The following is a 20,362-nucleotide window of genomic DNA, read 5'->3' on the forward strand; positions in this document are numbered from 1 at the left end:
AATACAATGAGGTGATACGGGGTTATGTTTGATTTTATGTCGGAGATAGATAAATATAGAAATAAGAGATCTTTTTCTAAAGTAAACTCACAGGACTTGAAAAGCGTCTTAAAAAATGAACTAACTAAAATAGGAGATGATCCTGAAAAATTAGTACTAGATGTAGTGTACAAAAATGAAGAAATATTAATTGTATATCGTAATAATCTTGATTTAGAGGACAAGTATGGAAATTTTTTCATTGAACTAAAAGTAATTACTTCTCAAGGCGTTCTAAAAGACAGGGTTAGATTGGCGGCGAAATATATAATGAGAGAAGTAATAGAAATTCTTGAAATACAAGTATTTGGAGATAATCAGCATAGGGGATATGGTTCAGTTTTATTAACTGCTTTGATTGATATTGCGCTAGAGAATTCTATTAAAGAAATATCCGGATGGATTTCTTATGCTGATGAGGATCATTTTGATAAACTAGATTATTTTTATAAAAAACATGGATTTGCTGTATTCTGGCTTGATAACAAAAGACATGTTCATAAAGCAGCTGATATTATTTGGATAAATGATAGATATTAATTAACATTTTAATCATTTTTGAATATGGAAGTTGCTTAATAGAGGAGAATATAATGACCGAAATTAAATATGAGAGCTTAGCAGCTAAGAAGGATCTTGGTGAAGATGATGTAATTAAGAAATCCTACTTTTATGCATTAGATGAAGCGTTAAAGGAAAGGGATAATAAGAATATTGCTATTACAGGTGGTTATGGTGCGGGAAAAAGCACTATAATAGAATCTTACTTTGAAAAAAATGATAAAAAAGCAAAAAAAATGATGCGAGTATCAATTGCCACATTTCAATTAGAACAGAATTCGGACCCGAATTTAAATGAAAATCTACTAGAACAACAAATTTTGCAACAAATGTTTTACCAAGTAAATCCAGACCAAATTCCTAATTCAAGATTTACTAAGATTAGCGATTTAAATTTTTGGTATGTTTTTCGTATATTAGTATTTCTGATGTCCACCATAATTTTTACTTATTTATTAATAAGTAATGAATGGATGAATAGTCTTAAAGAAGTTTTAATTGATTGGGTGGGGAAAGGATTGTGGTCAAACGTAATGTTATTTTTAGGATATATAATTTTAACATTACTTTATGCTCCTGCTATTTATTTGATGTTAATGATTTTTAGAAAACTAGGTGTTAGTAAGTTTGGAATTGCAAATGCAAACATTGAGTTTAAATTGCAGGATGGAAACACTGTATTTAATAATTATATGGACGAAATAATATATCTCTTTCACAAATCAAAGTACAAATATATTGTATTTGAAGACTTAGATAGATTTAAAAATTTAAAGATATATGAAAGCCTTAGGAGTTTAAATACTACACTTAATAATTCAGCCCTATTAAAAGATTCAGATATAAAATTCATCTATGCATTAAAAGATGATATTTTCACTAACGAAGATGAATCAGAGCTAATTAATAATCGTACAAAGTTTTTTGATTTTATAATACCAACAATTAAAGTTATGCATAGCTCTAATGCTGAATCATTTCTATTGGGCAAACTAAAAGATGTAATTGAAGAAGAGAATTCAATCGGAGTAGTCAGTAACCAGCAAAAAATAAGCAAAAAGTTAATAGAAGATCTATCCTTATTTATTAATGATATGCGTACCCTCATTAACATTTGTAATGAATTCCAAGTATACCGTACTAGGTTAGAAGACTCTAGTGTTATTTATGATCAACTTTTTGCTTTCATTGTTTATAAGAATATCTATCCTAAGGATTATTCACATTTATTAGAGAATAAGGGATTAGTTTATAGAATTTTTAATAATAAAACAGAAATTATTTCAAACTTAAAAAATAAGATATCAGAACTAGAAAATAAAACAAAAAATGGAATCGGTAATATAATAACGTCTAAAGAAGATGTTGCTATGTTGTTTGCTAGAAAACAAAGATTAATGGATACGGTTTTAAAACAGGAACATAATATAATATTGAACATGACTAGTTATTCTAAAGATTATACGGCTGTTGGGATAAGTGTGCTTGATTATATTATGAATAATGGAATAGTTGGTCAATTTGGGGTCTACTCCAGGGATAATCATTATAATATGATAAATTCATATTCAAATTTAGAAGAATTTGTTACTATTGATAATACTAACTTTTTAAATCTATACAAAGATTTTGATCGAAATATTGTTCGACAAGAACTAGAAGTAGATGTGCAAATTAAAAACCTGGAGAAAAAAATAAAAAATATACAATCCAAGTCTATCTCAAGGTTAATGTTAGAAGATAAAATAGATCTTCATGTTGATTTATCTAATAAAGGATTACTGCAGCTACTTATACGAAATAATTGGTTAAATGAGTCTTATGAAGATTATTTGTCAGTTTTTCAGGAAGGTTCACTAAAAAAATTAGATATAGAGTTTATTCAAGCAGTTAAAAGAGGATTGGATGACAAAAAACATCTAGATGCTCCTTTAAAGAGTATTGAGAAAATCTCAAAGAAAATTAGAGTCGATGATATATCTAGTGTAGCTGTACTTAATATATATTTTATTAAATATTTACTAGAGTTTAATACAGAAGAAAATAATGAAAAACTATCGAAGATAATAAATATTTTATATATGGATATTGAGCAAGAGGATAGTGAACAAGAAAAAAAGATTGAAGAATATATAGAGTTTCTTGAAAGTTTACGGGATGAGAACGACCAATCAGAAAACCTAATTAGAAAGTTTCTGAAAAAAGCTATTACTAACGACATTGATATATGGGATATAGTAGTAATGAATGAGGATATTCCTATTGTACTAATTGATAAATATGTAAATTTAATCTTAATGAATGCCGATTCTATTGATTTAGAAAAATTGAAGAGTATTGATAATTTACGTCACTATATCTCAAAAGAAACTGATGTAACTAATATTTCTCTATCCGAAAACTTTCTTAAAATCGTTGGAAAACTAGATATTAAATTTAGTTCTTTAATTGGTTTTTCAGATGAAGTACTCGCTTGTTTAATAGAGATAGATGCTTACGAAATAACTCTTGAAAATTTAAGTGAAATATTTAAAGAACAGAAAATTTCTATAGAATTAATTAAAGGAAATAAAAGTGTTGAAAAATATACCTTTAATAATTTTGATATCTTAATAGATAAAGTTTTAGTATTTCAAAGTGAATATAATGAAAATGAAGAGGTATTAATCAACTTTATTAATACTATTGAAGAAGAAGATTATTCTATTCTGGAACCCTTGATAGTAAAATGGAATGGTACTGTAAGTGACTTATCTGCCATAAATCCAATTAGTTTGTTAGAAATGTTATATAAGAATAAAAAGTTTTCTCTCACTTGGTCAAATATAAAATATTGTACAGAGGCATTTAAAAATAGCAATATTAGCTTTAAAATTGGCCATTTATTATCAACTGATGAAAATTGGTTAGATTTAATAGAAAATAGTTTGAATTCTATACAAGAGGTAAATGCTAATAACGGCTTTTATAATGGATTTGTTAACTCGATTTTGGAATTAGGTATCCAAGATTATTCCTTGTTAGAAATGTTTATTAAAAAGTTAAACTACCCTGTAAAATTTGATACCTCTTTTCATATAAATCAGGAAACATTGAATGTGCTTATTGATAATGAATTACTTATATGGGATAAATCCGTATATATTCATTTAGAATCTTTAAATCATAAAAATAAGTATGTCTTAGACAAATTTAAGGATGCAAAAGAAGATATATCTTCTCTGATTTCAGAGAATGAAATGGAATGGTCGTTAAATATTTTAGAAATAATTCTCGAGGAAGGTAATACAGAAACTGTAACTATTAAGAACTACCTTAGTAATAAAGTTTCAGAGATACAGCTACGAGAATTTAAATTTATATTAGAAGAGGGATTTATCAGTTATGATAATGATATCCTTCAGTCATTGTTAAATGAACCTAACAAAAGTGAGTTAGTAATTGAATACCTACTATTTCTGTTATTAAATGGTCGTGAAGAGAGGGTAATAAAAGTATTTGAAGAAGATGAAATTACTTGGGATTATAGACTCTTTGAAGAGGTCAGAAAAATAAGTGCCGACGCTGCAAGTATATACTTAATAGATAATAAAGAAAAAATAGATAGTATTCAAATGGATCAGAAATTATTTGAAGGACTAATTAAACACTCAGCGGACGTCAGCTTAAGTCTGTCTGTAATTAACAATAATTATCTAAATATCAATATTAACTCAGTTGTTTCCAAAAAAATATACGAGCATTTTCAAAATAATAGTGAACTTGTTATTGATACCCTAGAAAATGTGTCTATCATAGGAATAATCAGAAATTTACCTATAGAAAATGCTTCAACTATGTTATTAGAGTTATTGAAAGTAAAACTTTTTGATCGGGAAGAAACATTTATAGTCCTCTCACAAATACAAACACCTTTTAATGAAATAAAGAGAAACGGTAAAAAGGTAGAGATTGATACTGTAGATAATAATATAAGCGAACTATTAGAGTACTTAAAAGTAAATCTACAAGTAATACTTGATTATACAGAAGAAGAAAAAGGTTATATTGTTAGAAATAAAAGGAAGTAGTTTTATTTTATGTTATAAATCGTAGAGACATTGATTTTTTCGAAAATGTAAGACGCTCAAAACTATAGATGATCTTTATTAATAAAAATCCTTTGCTATAATAAAATGTAGAGAAGGATTTTTTTATATAATTTGGATTATACTAAAGAAGGGACAGCATTTATAGCAGGTGTTTAACTATTCGTATAATACAAATTTTACGAATAAATATATAGAAATCAGAATGTATGTTTGGTATAATAAAAAGGATTAGAATAATCAATATTCTAATCCTTTTTATTATAGGTATGGGAACTACGCACCGCTGATTCAATGGCGCAGTGAGTACTTCCACCAAGTAATAAATAACGTGTCGCTATTTAAAGGCGCAACAAGTTATGTATTACTATACCCAAAATTAATGATTTATATATTATTATGCATGATTATAATTAAATTGTAAAGAGGGATTTTATGGAAAGAGACTTTGGGAGTATAAATTTAAAAATATTTTTTGATGAAAGCGGTAAAAATCAAACAAAACCTCATTTAATGGGCGGTTTAGCAATTCCAGAGTCTTATTATAACTCGCCTAAAGTACTTGCTTTAAATGAATTAATAAGAAAAAAAGAAATTCATTGGACTGCCTATGGAGGTGATAGTACAGAGAGAAATATAATTTGGAAAATAATATTGACATTGCTAGAACACCAATACCTATTGAAAATGAATGTTATTTCTTATAACCAGTCAAAGATTGAGGAAATTTCCAAAAAAATCAAAAATGTTTATGAAAATATTGCTGATCAAACAATTTATATGAAATTTCCTGAAAGGATAATATATGGACTTTTAAGAAAATATGGTTCTCATGTTCACTTAAATACTCAAATTTATATAGAACATGATACCACTTATCAAAATAAAAATTACGATTTAAGAAATCAACTTTTTGAACAGTTGAATATACAATCTGTTTATAGAGGTGAACATTTTACTATCCAAGAATCTAACTATTATTCAAAACAAGAAGAAGTTGGTATTGAATCAATAGATATTCTTTTAGGTATGGTACGTACTATAATTCGCAACGACTCCCCTACTTCCAAGAGAATTAGAGAAAAAAATAATCTAGTTATGAAGTTGCTTCTAAATGAAAAATTTTATCGTTTTATTACGCAAATTAAATACTTTGAATGGTCAAATTCTCCAGAATTAATTGAAGTAGACTTTGAAAATTATGTTCATATTTTTATGAGTTCAAATCAGACATTCGAATGAGAAATCTAGGATGGTGGTAAATTTGAAATATGATAAATTATATCTTATTAAAGTAGCAAAAGAGAATGCAGCATATTTTTCATCAGTTTCAACCTGGAATCAGCATGCTCAAGAGAATAATCTTCCAAGAGCAATGACATTTTCATATTATTTTGGGAGTTGGAATAAGGCTAAAGAGGAATTGTTTCCGAACATTGAAGTTTATAATCCATTCTTATCTGATTATACCAAAGAAGATCTTATAAAATTCGCTGAAACATATAAAAAGGAATTTACTACAGCTAGAAACTGGAATGATTTTAGTAAAGTACAGGGTCTTCCATCTTCCAAAGTTTACATTTATATATTTTCTTCATGGAACAACGCTAAGAAAGTGATTTTTAACAATTCATCTGTTAGAAAACGATATTATGAAGAAGATGAACTAGTAAATATTGCTTTAAAACACAACAAAGTTTTCACAACTATTAGTCAATGGACAACTTATTCTAAAATTAATAATCTCCCCTCTTCCAAAGTCTATGAACAACGTTTTGGCAGCTGGAATAAGGCTAAAGATAAAATATTTAATTCTTAAAGTAATAGAAGATGTTCCTCTGCCATCTGTTATAAATGTAACTTCATTTTTTATTATTATTACTTCAATGATTTAAAAAGGAGATGAAAAAAATGACTAAAATAGTTAGTTTGTTTAGTAGAAAACCAAATATGCAATATTTTTACAAAATTTTATCAAGGTTTGAGAGAGAAGTAGATTTCATAGTAGCTGATTATGCTCAATGGAGTGAAAAAATAGAAAAAGCAGATTTTGTAAGTAATGTAAATCTATATAAAAGACAAAACAGTGAAGAAACATATGAGGAATTATTTGCTAGGATTTCGAGTTCATTAACGGTGATAGAATCCCTCTGGAATTATTATGTTTTTGAAGATGATTTTATTAAGCGTACAAATGAATTAAATAGGAAAATAACACAACTTAAGAAAAGTGTGAGTATGGTTAAACAGAAATCAGATGAAATTACACAGGAATCCTTTTCACATATATTAAAAAAGATATGTGAAGAAAAAAACAATACAATAACTAGAGAAAATATCAAGAACATTTTATCAGTTTCTTATTCTGATTTTATTAATGAAATATTGATTCTCCCAATACATATAAAAAAGAAAGCCTATTTGTCACTAATTGAAACATATATTTTGGATTGTCAACATGGTAACTTTCGTTCTAGTAAATTTTCAATGAAAGTAGCTGAAGGTATTCATAACTTACCTTTTTTCTTATCCCGAGACCTAGAAAATTTTGAAGATGATTATTTTTGGCATCCTATTTTCAATTCTAAAACAAAAAATTATTTAGTTCAGCATTTTTTTAAAGGGTTAGTAAGTGCAATTGTATATCATCCGTCAGGGAGTGATTATTTAAATGAAAGCAATACCTCAAAGAGACATGAAGCCCATTAAAGAAAAGGTAGCAATACGGTTAAAAGCAATTCAAAAAGAGTATAGTCTATCTTTATCAGAAATGGCTATGTTATTAGAAATTCCAAAAGCTACTCTCAATTCGTATCTTAGAGGCTTAGCATTACCACCACTTTCGGTAGTAGAAAAATTTAAATTTAGCGATTTAGATGTTGAATGGCTTTATTACGGAGATATAGTTGAATATATAGGAGACTATTTGCTATTCAGAGGGCATGGGAAATTTCTAGATAGTCACCCGAATACTCCGCAGATGGTGTATCTGATGTATGACATAACTACTAGTGGTTCCAATCCTTCTGAAAAGGTAAGTTTAACAGATAAAGATATAGAGAGATTTTTTGAGAAGTACTATCGTGAGTGTATTAAACAAGTTTATTAAAATAAAATAGTTTTAGAATTTGAACAACGTTTTGGAAGCTGGAATAAGGCTAAAGATAAAATATTTAATTCTTAATATAGTTGTTGAGAAAAATAACTAATTCGGTTTGAAAGGAGAGTAGAATTATGAAACTTACTGGTTTAAAAGATTTATATAAAAGTATGAAACAACAAAATATTGATAGATACCAATTCGACTTTACATACTATAATGTAAAATTTGATGTACTTTACTTTATAGATGAAGTGCCTAATAAATTGGGATTCGGGATAAAGACACATAATTATTATTTTGAAACAGAAGTTAAAGCTGGATTTTATATAAGAGAATTTATAGACGGTGTTTGTCAACATAGTTGTCGCATTTAGTTACTTTAGTGTTGTGTTCAGTCAAGGCTACCGCGTTACGCTTGCTGGCCTGATGATTTGAATGGAAAGGAAATCCATTCTTTCCATTCAAATCATCAGGGAATAAAGTGTATTAAGGCGGACTCAACGTTTCCTTTTTCCCTCATCACGCATTGGATTAAGTGCTACTTTTTCAATAGGTGTCCAATTTCTTAGACTCCTCGCCCAGCGTTCTGGATGCTTCGCTTTTGCGGCTTCATATACGTCTTTTCTCTTTGTCAATATGGTTACGTGTTCTCCGGCATGACACTGTGCCGGTGTTACATAATTCAGCCCACTATGCAGATGAATATGATTATACCAATGGACAAATTGGTGTGCCCATTGTCTGGCTTCTTCAAGTGAGGTAAAGCCCTTATGCGGATAATCAGGGCGGTATTTAAGTGTTCGAAACATGGCTTCTGAATAAGGATTATCATTGCTTACACGTGGTCTTGAAAAGGAACTTTGGATCCCCAACTTCTCAAGTAAACTTAAAAAAGTCTCAGCTTTCATCGGACTCCCATTGTCTGAATGCAACACCAGTGGTGCCCCTTGGATTTTCTCATTAATGACTGCTTTTTTTACAAGTGATTCAGCGTGTGTCGCTTCTTCCTTTTCCCATACTTCCCACCCAACTGCTTTTCTACTAAATAGATCGAGTATTAAATAGAGGCGATAATACAAGCCTTTCACAGGTCCACCAAGCCACGTAATATCCCATGTCCACACCTGATTTGGCGATGTGGCCAGATGACTCTCGGGGATTCTTCGTGTTGGCTTTTGACTACGTCCACGGTGGTGTTGCATCTTTCCTTCACGTAAAACACGGTAAAACGTAGATTCTGACGCAATATATGTTCCTTTATCCGCAAGCTTTGGGACAATTTGTGTCGGCGGTAAGTCGGCATATTCTTCTTGTGTAACAACCTCGAGTATTTCCTTTTTCTCTTCCTCGGACAACTTATTTTTTGGAACAGGTCTTTTCGCAAAGGGACGCTGATCGACCTTAACCTTACCATCTGCCACCCAGCGCTCGTAGGTTCGTACACTAATATAAAGTTCCTCACAAGCCTTCGCTAACCGCGCACCATTTTGATTGGCTTCTTGGATGAGTTCTACAGCTAATGCGCGATTTGATGGGCTAATCATTCTTCCTCGTCGTCCCCCCAAATCGCTTGGGCCTTTTTTCTAAGTAATAATAACGCCGCAGCTTCCGCTAATGCTTTCTCCTTCTTTTGAAGATCTTTTTCTAACTGTTTTGCCCGTTTCTGTTCTTCCTTTAACGCACCAGATAACTGCTTTGATTGATCAAATACTTGTCCGTTTGCCTGGAGACAAACAGATCGCCATAATTCAATCTGTTCACGGTACAAACCCTTTTTACGACAGTATTCAGCCAATTCCGTTTCGTTCATCGCAAAGGTCTCCATCACGATTAAAAACTTATCTTGACTGGTCCATTTGTCACTTGTTTGTCCATTGCCAGGCGTTGCCACACCAGCTTCACGTGCAGCCTTACGCCACTTGTACAACGTTGGTTCTGTGATGCCTTCTTCCTTCGAGATAGTAGCCACTGATTCGTTATGTGGTGGCATCATTCGTTTAACAATTGCCTCTTTTTGTTCCTTCGAGTATCGTACTCCATTTTTTTCTTTCATATCGATCGACCTCCGTGTTATTTACTTAAAGTATAACACTAAAGTATCGTACGACATCTATCCTAACAGAGGGGGTAGAAGAGATAAGTACATTTTACAAAATTATGAAATTTAAAAGCAACAAGGAATCCCCATTTAAACCCAGTTATTTTTTTGAAGTATTTAATAAGCAAATACCTAATCAAGCTTTAAGAACGAATGTACCTCGTCCTAGTACTATTGCTACTTATAGAAAAGACGTGGATGAAGCAGACAAGATTTATTTTAAAGGCTGGATAAATCACAAAATAAAAAAAGTATCACCAGAAAATCTGGATAAAACTAAAAAGCTCCTCTCTTATAAGGCTTATGTTATGTGTAAAAATAAAAATATTAGTAGTAGTTGGAGTCCTAATCCTACGGATGAAAAACAATACGATTTATCAAAAAAAATGGAGTTCATGGAGGAAGATTAATGTTTAAGAGTGTAATAACTTCTCTACCAATTACTAAATTTAAAATTGATCATACCCGAATAGAGGAGAAAACAGAAGAAAATCTATTACAAAAAATTGCAAAAGATTATGAAAAGAAAACTGGAGTATCGATAACAAATGAGTATACCCTCCATCTAGTGCATATAAATGACATTCTACAGTGGGAGGCTACTAAAGAGCTAATTGGTGCTTTTTTTACTCAAACGTTAACTAATGGTTGTGGAGATCCACTAAGGTATTTGACCATGTTATTGGTGACTGGTAGAGCCCAAAAAAATATTGTTATAATTGAATGCGATGAAATAGAAAAGATTAGAAAAATTGAAGATCAGAGTTTAACACAAGCAATTGATGCAGAGACAATTTACTTATAAAAAATATAAAATGTGAAGATATTATGTAATGTATCTCACATAATATATTATAGAGTTTGATAAGTAATAAGATGGAGTGTTTAAAGGGGTATCAATACGCTAGTTTGCCCTACTTTTGTACTTTAATTAAGAATGATTTAAGGTGGTTCCTAAATTATGTTTTATAAAAATTTAAATTTATTTGGAATTCTTACATTTGAATCCAATAATTATAATAAAATACTTAAAGCAATAAAAGATTCCAAAGCTTATATTTCATTCGTAGAATCTAGTAAGGATAAAGGTACTCTGAATAAAAGGTATGAAAATTATGTTATGTTAAAACAGGCAGCTTATACTTTTAATGCACCTAAACGTAATAAGGATTCGAATACAACGAGTATCTATTCGTTGTTAACACCCCAGAGTATTTCAACTGAAATGATAGATAAATTTCTCAATGAACATGGAATGAACGATGACTTTGAGTATGAATATGGAATTGAACATTCTCAAGAGTCTGTGTATACAGCTACTCATAAAGTGATTCCGATTGAATATAGTACGTTTCATTTAGCTGTGGATCTTGATAATCATTATGAACAACTTAATCGACGGTATTTAAACGACACTTTTTTATTTAATAACTATCAAAGATTTTTTTTAATTCCCTTTTTAGGAAAATATGAAAACAAGTATGTTAAGCCGGTTGTAATTGTGAATGTATATGATGTCGGTATAATCACCATTCAACTTTCAATTGCTATTTCTAAAGGGAAAATTGAAATTACAAACAAAGAACCTAATTCCATTCAGTTAACAGATGTAGAGTTTTATCAGGAAAAAAATAATTTCTCGAAAAAGGATTATTGGAAAAGAAAGAAAGTTGATAGTGTTACAATTTATCAAATCATGGATTACTATTTCGATTTGCTGCAGTTAATTTGTAAGAAACAAGAACTAGTCCCTCAATCGCAAAAACAAATCGCATGGGTTTTAGGAGATTTTGAACCAAATAAAAGATCGTTGCATAAAGAATTTGTCGACAAAAATAAAGGTTTATATGTTTCCTATTTGACAAACGCACAAAAGGATATCATAGAGCGTATGCCAGATGAGTATTTAGATGAATACTTAAATAAAACAATAATTAATAAATATAACACTATGCATTTTTATTGTTCTGATGCTATTTCATTACTTAGTTTTTCTCACTCTGCTTTTCATAAGGAAGCAGTTGCAGCTTTAAAGGAAAATGAAAAAGAATTAAAAAAGGAAAAAGTATACGATCAAGCATTAAGTGAAAGCTATATTCAATATTCTATGTTTTATATGTCTGAGTTTCTAAGATTCTACGAATTAACATTTATTAAGAGGTTCTATGCTTTAAAATTATTAAATAGCTTATCTAGTAGTTCGTTTAATTCATTAAAAGAGTATAACTCTAATCGGAAAGAATTTAATGCTCTAAAAAGAAATTATGATGAACAACTTCTTTTTAAAACCTATGGAAGCCCAATGGAGTTGTACATTAATATACTAGAAAAGTCTGGGACGGATAAAATAGTAGATAAAGTTGAGAAACTTTTTACTAGTGCACGAGAAGATATTAGTAGTGCACGAGAATTTGCAATAAAACAATCGGAAACCTATATACTTATTATATCTTCAATTCTAACTGTCTTATTAGGTTACAGAGGAATTCAGTACTTAGTAGAGGGGTTATTGTTTAATTTGCCATTTAAGGTTGGGGAGATAATTGCTTTGCATCCCTTTAGATGGACAGTTTCTCTTTGGTTAATACTCTGTTTTAGTATGTTAATCTTAAATCTTATTAGATTTAAAGCGATTAAAAAATAATATTTCGTAATTATTGTATTATACGAATGTTTGTTCTATTCGGTTATATAAAATATATTTGTTATTTATGGAATATATTATTTAATAAATATTCCTAATTTCACCTTATAATATTAATTTGTCCTTTTATTTAAATAAAGAGCCCGTTAATGCAATAAGGAAATTTATTTTCTTCCTACCAATGTACTTGAAGTTAATTACCATTTGGATCATAAAAGTGGAAATATGAATGACCGTTATCTTCTTGTATAACCTCAACTTTACCTTATTACAACTTTTTGTTAGATAAAATGGCAGCATGGCTTTATTCATGCTGCCATTTATCGTATTAGTTACTTTATTATTCGATTTACAATTACTTCATAAGAGAATCGAGAACATCAAATTTCTGACCTGGGCGACTTAGATTTTTACAATAACACCCTGGTTTGGCAAATATGGACAGTAGATATTGCTATTCGGTTTTTTTGTTTAAATATAATTTTTAGTGTAAGTGTTGACCATAAATTATGTTAGAGTTTTATCAATAAATCATCTAGGTTACCATTATAGGATTGGTTTTCTATAGAATTAACTAGAAGAGTGGCATTTGTATGAACTGCATATAAGTATCTAAATATATCTCCTGCCATACATTCCATTGAAAGGGTATCATTTAGTAAATAAGCATCAATATATGGATTCCTTTTAAGCTCTTGTGCTTTGACTCTATGATTTCCATCGATAACAATTACAGTATTATGAGGATCATATGCAACGATAAATATTGGATTAACTTTTGTGAAATTGATGCAAGATTGTACTTTTAAAGGGTTTAATTGTGTTAGTCCATCAAGTAAATATTTTACTGGTACAGCCTCTGGTTTTAGCTTATTCCTTTTTATTATTTTGGTAGCTAATTCAATATCCCAATACAAACTAAAAAAATCTTCATCATCGAAATAAAATTCACGATGATAAAACTGTTTCATACCAAATCTTGAAAAATTGGGAACTGGCGCATTTTTCAATTTTTTATATAAATCCTCCATTAAATTCAAATGCCTAATCTCAATAGAGTCACTATATTCTATAAAAAAGTCACTGAAAAAATTATCAAGCCTATGAAAATTAATCTGTTTAAATTTATTTAATAATTCTAAATCTGTTAGTAGTTCCTGATTCATAATTAACCCTCAAATCTATTACCAATATTTTATGTATTTCTTTCTCTTTCAATATAAATTTATACTTATTTAAATTTAATAAATCTTCTTATATTTATATCATATTTTTGTTCTAGAAGTTTAGTAACAATTGGAAAAAACAAGAGCAAGGTTAATTATTAGCTTTAATCAATCTGTGGCCATTTTTAATTTTGGGGAAGGGGAATATCCTATATCTCTTCTGAAAACCTGATTACCTCAAAAAAAGGAGTCGCAGATAATCAGCTTCTTTTATGTATTAGAATTATTTGTATATAGAAGTTAATCGAAGGATAATATTATCTTAACTTCCTAATGACGCCGTTATTAGTGAAACTTGTTGAAGAATACCTGTAGCAAGAAGATTTCCTGTCATAAAGACTAAAATTAAAATAATATAGAGAATATAAGGACTCATTCATATTAGATAAATATAAGTACGAGCCTTATATTCAACAATCGCCCCCCCTTTTATCTATTATTAGCAAGGGTTTCACTTATTACAGGGTTGCTTGCTGCCCCTTTTCTTCCATAAGCTAGTTTGGCCCTATTGCAGTTGAGGGAATTGAAGGGCTATCCTTTTTATAAAGTGAAGATCTCTGCTCTTCTATTTTACAATATACAACATCTTTTATTTTTTATTACCTCTTTTAACAAGCCTCTCATTATCTATCTTTAAGCATAATTACTTCCATATAACATTATAATTAACTACCTTTTATCATGTTATTAATGTACTTTTTTCTCTTAGTTGAATTACTTCAAAACCTAAAGTTACAAGCTTCATCCTATTTTCATCACTGATAGCTTCCATTTTAATTATTAACCTGTTTTGAGCTCTACTCAACGCAACATAGTAAACCCTATGTGATTCTTTATTCATATCCGGTTTAATAAGAAAATCAATTTCTTTGCCATCACCCTTTGAAGGTAGACTTACACAAACTGTCTCATATTCTTCACCTTTAGATTGATGAATAGTTTTAAAATTGATCAATCCATTTTCTATAATCTTTATTTGCGAGACTAGCTGTATATAAGTTAATTTATCATATAAAGCCTTTACTTTACCTCTAGTAATTTTCCCTGTTACGTCATAATGACCAACTATATAATTATTGTGAAGATCGGTAATACTTTCATTTTGGATAACTTCATAATCATTTATAAGTCTCCTTAAGTTTTCTAAAGCTTCCTTTTCAGTAAACCCAATTGTCTTCCGATAGGCCTGTTTCATATATTTTAATGCATTCTTTATATCAAGATTTTTAGCTAGTTCTAAAGCTTGAACTAAATAATATATTCTCCAACTTCTATCTCCATCTGAATCATCTACCAAAATATTCACATTGGGTTGATTGGTATTTTTATACGATAAAAACATAACCTGCCCTAAATTATCTTTTAAATAAGAGTCTGCTTCTGAACTATCTCCAACTAGAATCATCGGTGCTGGACCATCTAAGTTAGTAGGGGAATATTGCTTAAAATCCACTGATTCTCTCATATGGTTTAATACATTAATAATTTGATTTGTAGATCGTCGATTTCCAGACAAAATATAAACTTTCATTTCATTTAAAGAAAATTCTCTGAATAAATCCACATTAGCTCCTTGAAAGGAATATATAGATTGACATATATCACCAATAATCCCAATACAAGTTTCCTTTTCACCAATCATTTTTAAAATTTCTGTTTGGATTGGACTAGTATCTTGAAATTCATCAATCAAAATATAAGGAAATCTAGCTCTTATAATTTCTATGACTTCTGGTTTTTCTTTAAGAATACGATAGGTGAAATAAAGGACATCGTCGTGGCTTATTTTACCCTCCGTCCAATATAATTGTTTATAAAGCATATACGATTGTTTCTTAATTGAATAGCTTCCAATTCGTCCATCATTAAATTTTATAAACTTAAGTACTGGTTCCCCAGCTTCTAAAATCCATTTTAGTTTCCCTAATGCTTCTACTAAAGATTTATCATCAGCAAAATGTAACTGCTGACTCCTTGTTTTAAAATCTCTTAACTGACTTTTTCTTAGCTTAATTTCCTCGTGCCCATCCATTTTTTCTAAAGGAATTAAAGGATCATTTAAAACCCAAATATATGGCTTTACAATAAATTTATAACAAAAACTATGAATTGTGGAAACTTCTGTAGAATTTGTACAACCTTGCAATCTTTGAATTAGAGTATTCACCGCTGTATTGGTATAAGTGATACAAGCAATTTGTCTGGATTTCTTTAGTTTATGTGACTTTTTGAGAATATTTCTAATATGATTTGTCAAAAAAGTAGTTTTCCCTGCACCTGGACCTGCATAGAGTTTAAAATTCTGGTCAATAGGAATTTCACTTAAGCTATTTTCCAATTCAATTGCTACTGAGATATCCATTTTATCGCCTCTCTTATATAATCTGGGGGACTAATTAAGTTTTCCTCATCATTACTAATTAAGTAAGCCATTTCTTGTGCTGCTTCCCCTTTTTTAACAGATAAAAGAAATCTACTTGCAAGTAATGCAATTCTATTTTCCTTAGAATCTTTCAAAACTCCATTTTCTACCGATTCTAATAGTTCCGTTTTAAATTTTGATTTTCTAATCCTACTTATCATTTCTTCTAAAGCTTCTTCTCGGTCAACCATTTTAAATAATTCTTTCAACTCATTACTATTAGAGATTGAACTTGTTACTAAGATATCATTGGTATAATTTGTTCTGATCATTTCATATTCAAAAGTAGAGCTCAAACCAATTGGTTGTGTATATACTCTTATGTTAGATGAATAGCTTTCTCTGTTACTGATAAGGTGATTCGATGTTTCTTTGTAATCATATAATTCATTATTTATACTAAAAAAAATAGGATGACATTTTTCCCAATTGCTTGAATCATCTTCTGTAGTGTCATAATTAGCATTTGCTTCTGCTGATGTTCCTTCAATTATTTTCTTTCTCACCGGGTCTAAATCCGTAATACAAGCAATTTTTTTATTAATTGCATAAGGAGATTTAATAGTATTAAATAATTTTAAGAAATGATCAAAATATCTGCCACCAATATTTAAAACTGTTGTATGGCTATCTTCCAAAGATAACCCTAGTTTACTAGCAAACTCTGGTATAACTAGTTGTTCTGCAATTCCCTCAACTAGTATAATATTTTTTGCGAAAAATAGATCCGCCTTAGTTACATCCAAAAATCTTTTTACATAATCTCTAGACTTCTGATCTTCTTCAGAATAGGTATTACCTTCTTTAGTTTCAAAAACTTTATATGGGTAAGCCGGCCTTATAACTTCTATAGGTTTTTCGTTTCCAATGTTAACTTTTAATTTTTGCATAATTATTATATCTTCTAAGTCAACAGCGGCTGTTATATTAGGAGAATGAGAAGTAATAAATATCTGTCTTACTTCAGATTCTTTATTTCTTTTTAGAAATTGTAAAAACTTGTATTGCATACTAGGGTGTAAATGAGCCTCTGGCTCTTCAATTGCTAAAATTGAAAATACTTTAGAATTAGATCCTAGATACTCTCCAGAAGAGTCCTTTTGCATTTTGGAAAGCAATAAAGAGATAAAGATTAAATTGTTATATCCTAAACCATTGCTTGTTGCGGGTAACTTAACACCCGTTTCCTTTTCTACAATTAATCTTAAAGCCGAATATAATTCATTATCGAGAATTTCACCTTCAAAAACGGGTTTCGAATTGTCTATACCTGCACCCGTATTTTTTACATACTTCAGAATTTGTTCTTCACCTTGAGTCATTCTATCTTTTAATGACTTTATTAATTTCTTTGATTCTTGAGCAAAACTATCTTTTTTTTGTTGAATTTTATCAAGCTTTTCTTGGATTTCTAAATTTACATCATTTTTAATTTCATAGTCCATATAAAAATCTATTACTTCTTTTAATAACATATTGTTACCTTTAAATAAATCCCTTTCAACATCCCTTATTGCACTAAGAAATTGAAAGTCGAATCTAGATAGTTCTGAGAAATTAACCTGATTTTTTAAATCTGCATTTCCCACATATGTTTTGCTAACATATTTCTTTAAAAAATGTTGCTCGATTACTTTCCAGTAAACATTTATATCAGTACTAGATATTTCATTCATTAATTTTCTGTATGTATCTACATCATTATCAGGTAAGAAAAAATTGAATGTTATAGTAGCTTCATATGGAGTACCTATACTTGTCAGCCAGTTAGAAACTGCAACCAATTCATCCGAGTACGATTCTTCATTATCTGATTCCATTAATTTCGCGGATATAGAGATATTGGGAGGATTAGATTTTAATTTATCTAATGCTAAATTGTGATTAAAATCATTAATATTTAGTTTTCTAGAGGATTTACTGTCAAACAAGATTTCTAAAGCTTTAATTATTGTAGTCTTCCCTGCGTTATTTTGACCAATTATCACGTTAATCCCTTCTTTAAATTCAATAACAGTTGGTTCACTAGTAAATCCTCTAAAATTAGTAACTTTTAATTCTGATATAAACATTAAAGTACTCCTTAATAGTTAAATTTTGTAATTCTATTTAATTATTTATATATTAACATATATTAATTTACAATATTCGAACATTTCCTTTATTCTTATTCCTCTATACGGCAACTAATCTACCATTTTGACATATGAATAAATACTTATCTCTGTTAAATACACAGTTTCAGGCAGTAATAAGCGTTAATCCTTCTTAATTTGAATTATGATATAATAAAGAAAACGTCTAATCCCTTATATACCAAGGTTTTAGACGTTTACCATTAGAAATTATTTAAGAGTTATTATACATTATGTAAAGAAATGTTTTTATTTAGGGGTGATAGAATTGGCTATAACAAAACAACATGAATATTATGAAAAGCGATTAGGGGAACTTCTAAAGGAAATGCCAGACTTTATAAATGAATATGTAGAAGCCAAAATGGATAATCGCTCCCCTCTTACCCTATTCAATTATGTTAGAGATTATAAGGAGTTTTTATCATGGTTAATGGCTGATGAAAGGGTCAAATGGTCTAGTTTAAAAACATTTCCAGTAAGCTTGTTAGGATCTCTTCCCCTATCAGATGCACAAGATTACTTTAAATATGTCAGTCGAAAAAAGTACGAGAAAGCAAATGAATCTCATAAAATAAGTTCAAAAACGGTTAATAGGCATAAGTCCTCCCTTCGTTCGCTTTTCAATTATTTAACGATTGAAGCAGAAGTTTTAGGAACACAAGGTGAACCATACTTTCATCGAAATGTAATGAAAAAAATTCCTATCAAGAAAGTTTCGGAAACTTTTAATGAAAGAGCACGAAAGATTTCGGAGAAAATCTTTATAGGAAATGAAGATCTCAATTTTTTGGAGTATATAAAAAATGAATATGAAAACACTCTTTCCCCTTCAGAATTAAAGTTCTTTAATCGTGACAAGGAACGAAATTTTGCTATCATTTCATTATTTTTGGGTAGCGGAATTAGAGTAAATGAACTGATAGAATTACGCCTTAAAGATATCGATAGTAAAAATAACGAAATAAGTATTATTAGAAAAGGCGGTAAGAAAGATACTATTCCAGTTACTCCTTCTTCGATGTTAGATGTATTAGATTATCTATCTATAAGAAATGAAAGGTATAACGCAGGAAATGAGGAAAGTCAGTATTTATTTGTTAAACAATATAAGGGAGATACACTCCCTCTTACTGCACGTGCTGTTGAGAATATAGTTTATAAGTATACCAAATCATTTGATAAACGAATGGCCCCCCATAAATTAAGACATACTTACGCTACTAATTTAGCAGAACAAACAGGAGGAGACATTCCGCTTATTATGAACCAATTGGGTCATACACAATCTGACATTTCCTTGCTTTATATCAATACATCTAGAGAAAAAGCTAAGCTTGCTGCAGAACGTCTTGATCAAAGGAGAAATAAATAACAAAGGGAGCATTAAAGTGATAACTTAATGCTCCCTTTGTTTAGAAATAATAAAGATGATTAAAAATAAAATAGCTGTTTAAAAAGTACAATAAAGTCACTTCGTGAACGTAACATCCATAAGTAATTTTTTTCGTTGTTACTTTGACTTACTTAACGATAAACTGGTTGCTCTGTTCTACTAATAATTTCAGAATCTTTTAACCCATGTATTTTACGAGAATACTCAGTCCCACACTTCGGACATTCGCCTACCATTCTAGGAGAGAAATCCTCTGAATATGAAAAGTCAATCACATTATCACAACTTTTATTAAAGCACTTGATTTTCATATGAATAATTGTATGATCTAAGGTTGGTTCAAAAAACATTAAATCACCCTTTTTGTTTAATTATTTGTTATTTATTATAAATAACGCACTTCTACTGAAGGATTGAGATCCTGAATTACTATACCTAAATCTTTTTTTATTTTATCTGAAGCCTTAACTATTAATGAAATGTGGTTAATATCTTTGTTTGGGTTATTTTTATCTCCATTCAAATCTGCTTTTTCTGTTGCACTCTCAATATTAATTTTAGTTGCTATTTTTGTTTCTCCTATTGTAAAAATTATTTCTGCATTTTTAGTTTTTTTTGAAAACACAATCTGACTTCCTTTCTTCTATTAG

The 20,362-nt window shown here is 29.6% G+C and carries 16 protein-coding genes; 11 read left to right on the forward strand and 5 right to left on the reverse strand.

Features of this window, described 5'->3' with window-relative positions; all coding sequences use genetic code 11:
• Positions 1-24 precede the first annotated feature (24 nt).
• The 7 genes from NYE52_RS23975 (at position 25) to NYE52_RS24005 (ending at position 8,165) form a co-directional block, all read left to right on the forward strand.
• Positions 25-579, forward strand: a complete 555-nt coding sequence (locus NYE52_RS23975; protein ID WP_152112339.1) for a GNAT family N-acetyltransferase — start codon at positions 25-27, stop codon at positions 577-579.
• 53 nt (positions 580-632) lie between these two features.
• Positions 633-4,670, forward strand: coding sequence for a YobI family P-loop NTPase (locus tag NYE52_RS23980; protein WP_152112340.1), 4,038 nt, complete (start codon positions 633-635; stop codon positions 4,668-4,670).
• A gap of 453 nt (positions 4,671-5,123) precedes the next feature.
• Positions 5,124-5,930 carry a DUF3800 domain-containing protein gene (locus NYE52_RS23985; RefSeq protein WP_152112341.1) on the forward strand — a complete coding sequence of 269 codons (807 nt, stop codon included), beginning with the start codon at positions 5,124-5,126 and terminating at the stop codon, positions 5,928-5,930.
• A 22-nt stretch (positions 5,931-5,952) separates the two neighbouring features.
• Positions 5,953-6,507: a hypothetical protein gene (locus NYE52_RS23990; protein ID WP_152112342.1), complete on the forward strand. Its 555-nt coding sequence runs from the start codon at positions 5,953-5,955 to the stop codon at positions 6,505-6,507.
• 92 nt (positions 6,508-6,599) lie between these two features.
• Positions 6,600-7,397 carry a hypothetical protein gene (locus NYE52_RS23995; protein WP_152112343.1) on the forward strand — a complete coding sequence of 266 codons (798 nt, stop codon included), beginning with the start codon at positions 6,600-6,602 and terminating at the stop codon, positions 7,395-7,397.
• Positions 7,360-7,797 carry a helix-turn-helix domain-containing protein gene (locus NYE52_RS24000; RefSeq protein ID WP_152112344.1) on the forward strand — a complete coding sequence of 146 codons (438 nt, stop codon included), beginning with the start codon at positions 7,360-7,362 and terminating at the stop codon, positions 7,795-7,797. Before NYE52_RS23995 ends, NYE52_RS24000 begins: the two co-directional genes overlap by 38 nt.
• Positions 7,798-7,922: 125 nt before the next feature.
• A complete protein-coding gene (locus NYE52_RS24005; protein ID WP_341195287.1) occupies positions 7,923-8,165 on the forward strand; it encodes a hypothetical protein in 243 nt (80 codons plus the stop codon).
• A gap of 123 nt (positions 8,166-8,288) precedes the next feature.
• Here the strand turns inward: NYE52_RS24005 and NYE52_RS24010 are convergent.
• Positions 8,289-9,844, reverse strand: a protein-coding gene (locus tag NYE52_RS24010; RefSeq protein WP_371474370.1) for an IS3 family transposase whose coding sequence is annotated in 2 segments (ribosomal slippage) — positions 8,289-9,361 and positions 9,361-9,844 — 1,557 coding nt in all. Because the reading frame shifts where the segments join, the coding sequence is not laid out codon by codon here.
• Between the two features lie 59 nt (positions 9,845-9,903).
• On the opposite strand from NYE52_RS24010, the gene NYE52_RS24015 reads away from it, so the two are divergent.
• From NYE52_RS24015 to NYE52_RS24025, 3 genes are all read left to right on the forward strand, one after another.
• A complete protein-coding gene (locus NYE52_RS24015; protein ID WP_341195289.1) occupies positions 9,904-10,299 on the forward strand; it encodes a DUF6037 family protein in 396 nt (131 codons plus the stop codon).
• Positions 10,299-10,694, forward strand: coding sequence for a hypothetical protein (locus NYE52_RS24020; RefSeq protein ID WP_152112346.1), 396 nt, complete (start codon positions 10,299-10,301; stop codon positions 10,692-10,694). Before NYE52_RS24015 ends, NYE52_RS24020 begins: the two co-directional genes overlap by 1 nt.
• Before the next feature lie 156 nt (positions 10,695-10,850).
• Positions 10,851-12,533, forward strand: coding sequence for a hypothetical protein (locus NYE52_RS24025; RefSeq protein WP_152112347.1), 1,683 nt, complete (start codon positions 10,851-10,853; stop codon positions 12,531-12,533).
• 512 nt (positions 12,534-13,045) lie between these two features.
• Here NYE52_RS24025 and NYE52_RS24030 read toward each other — a convergent pair.
• From NYE52_RS24030 to NYE52_RS24040, 3 genes are all read right to left on the reverse strand, one after another.
• A complete protein-coding gene (locus tag NYE52_RS24030) occupies positions 13,046-13,699 on the reverse strand; it encodes a hypothetical protein (RefSeq protein ID WP_152112348.1) in 654 nt (217 codons plus the stop codon).
• Between the two features lie 739 nt (positions 13,700-14,438).
• Positions 14,439-16,121 (reverse strand): ATP-dependent helicase, encoded by a 1,683-nt coding sequence (locus NYE52_RS24035; protein ID WP_152112349.1) that lies wholly within the window; start codon positions 16,119-16,121, stop codon positions 14,439-14,441.
• Positions 16,106-18,253, reverse strand: coding sequence for an ATP-dependent nuclease (locus tag NYE52_RS24040; protein WP_152112350.1), 2,148 nt, complete (start codon positions 18,251-18,253; stop codon positions 16,106-16,108). The genes NYE52_RS24035 and NYE52_RS24040 overlap by 16 nt, the downstream gene beginning before the upstream one ends.
• 322 nt (positions 18,254-18,575) lie before the next feature.
• Between NYE52_RS24040 and xerS the strand changes: the two genes are divergently transcribed.
• Positions 18,576-19,691: a tyrosine recombinase XerS gene (xerS, locus tag NYE52_RS24045; protein WP_226793376.1), complete on the forward strand. Its 1,116-nt coding sequence runs from the start codon at positions 18,576-18,578 to the stop codon at positions 19,689-19,691.
• Between the two features lie 406 nt (positions 19,692-20,097).
• Here the strand turns inward: xerS and NYE52_RS24050 are convergent, their stop codons facing one another.
• Entirely contained in the window at positions 20,098-20,337 is a 240-nt protein-coding gene (locus NYE52_RS24050; protein WP_144545499.1) for a hypothetical protein, read from the reverse strand.
• Between the last annotated feature and the right edge of the window lie 25 nt (positions 20,338-20,362).

Source organism: Niallia sp. FSL W8-0635 (genome assembly GCF_038007965.1).
Lineage (GTDB): Bacteria > Bacillota > Bacilli > Bacillales > Cytobacillaceae > Niallia.

Coding starts and splice junctions, on each gene's coding strand:
- NYE52_RS24000 (WP_152112344.1), top strand. CDS start 7,360: ATGAAAGCAATACCTCAAAGAGACATGAAGCCCATTAAAGAAAAGGTA.
- NYE52_RS24030 (WP_152112348.1), bottom strand. CDS start 13,699: ATGAATCAGGAACTACTAACAGATTTAGAATTATTAAATAAATTTAAA.
- NYE52_RS24005 (WP_341195287.1), top strand. CDS start 7,923: ATGAAACTTACTGGTTTAAAAGATTTATATAAAAGTATGAAACAACAA.
- NYE52_RS23995 (WP_152112343.1), top strand. CDS start 6,600: ATGACTAAAATAGTTAGTTTGTTTAGTAGAAAACCAAATATGCAATAT.
- NYE52_RS24035 (WP_152112349.1), bottom strand. CDS start 16,121: ATGGATATCTCAGTAGCAATTGAATTGGAAAATAGCTTAAGTGAAATT.
- NYE52_RS24020 (WP_152112346.1), top strand. CDS start 10,299: ATGTTTAAGAGTGTAATAACTTCTCTACCAATTACTAAATTTAAAATT.
- NYE52_RS23985 (WP_152112341.1), top strand. CDS start 5,124: ATGGAAAGAGACTTTGGGAGTATAAATTTAAAAATATTTTTTGATGAA.
- NYE52_RS23975 (WP_152112339.1), top strand. CDS start 25: ATGTTTGATTTTATGTCGGAGATAGATAAATATAGAAATAAGAGATCT.
- NYE52_RS24040 (WP_152112350.1), bottom strand. CDS start 18,253: ATGTTTATATCAGAATTAAAAGTTACTAATTTTAGAGGATTTACTAGT.
- NYE52_RS23980 (WP_152112340.1), top strand. CDS start 633: ATGACCGAAATTAAATATGAGAGCTTAGCAGCTAAGAAGGATCTTGGT.
- NYE52_RS24025 (WP_152112347.1), top strand. CDS start 10,851: ATGTTTTATAAAAATTTAAATTTATTTGGAATTCTTACATTTGAATCC.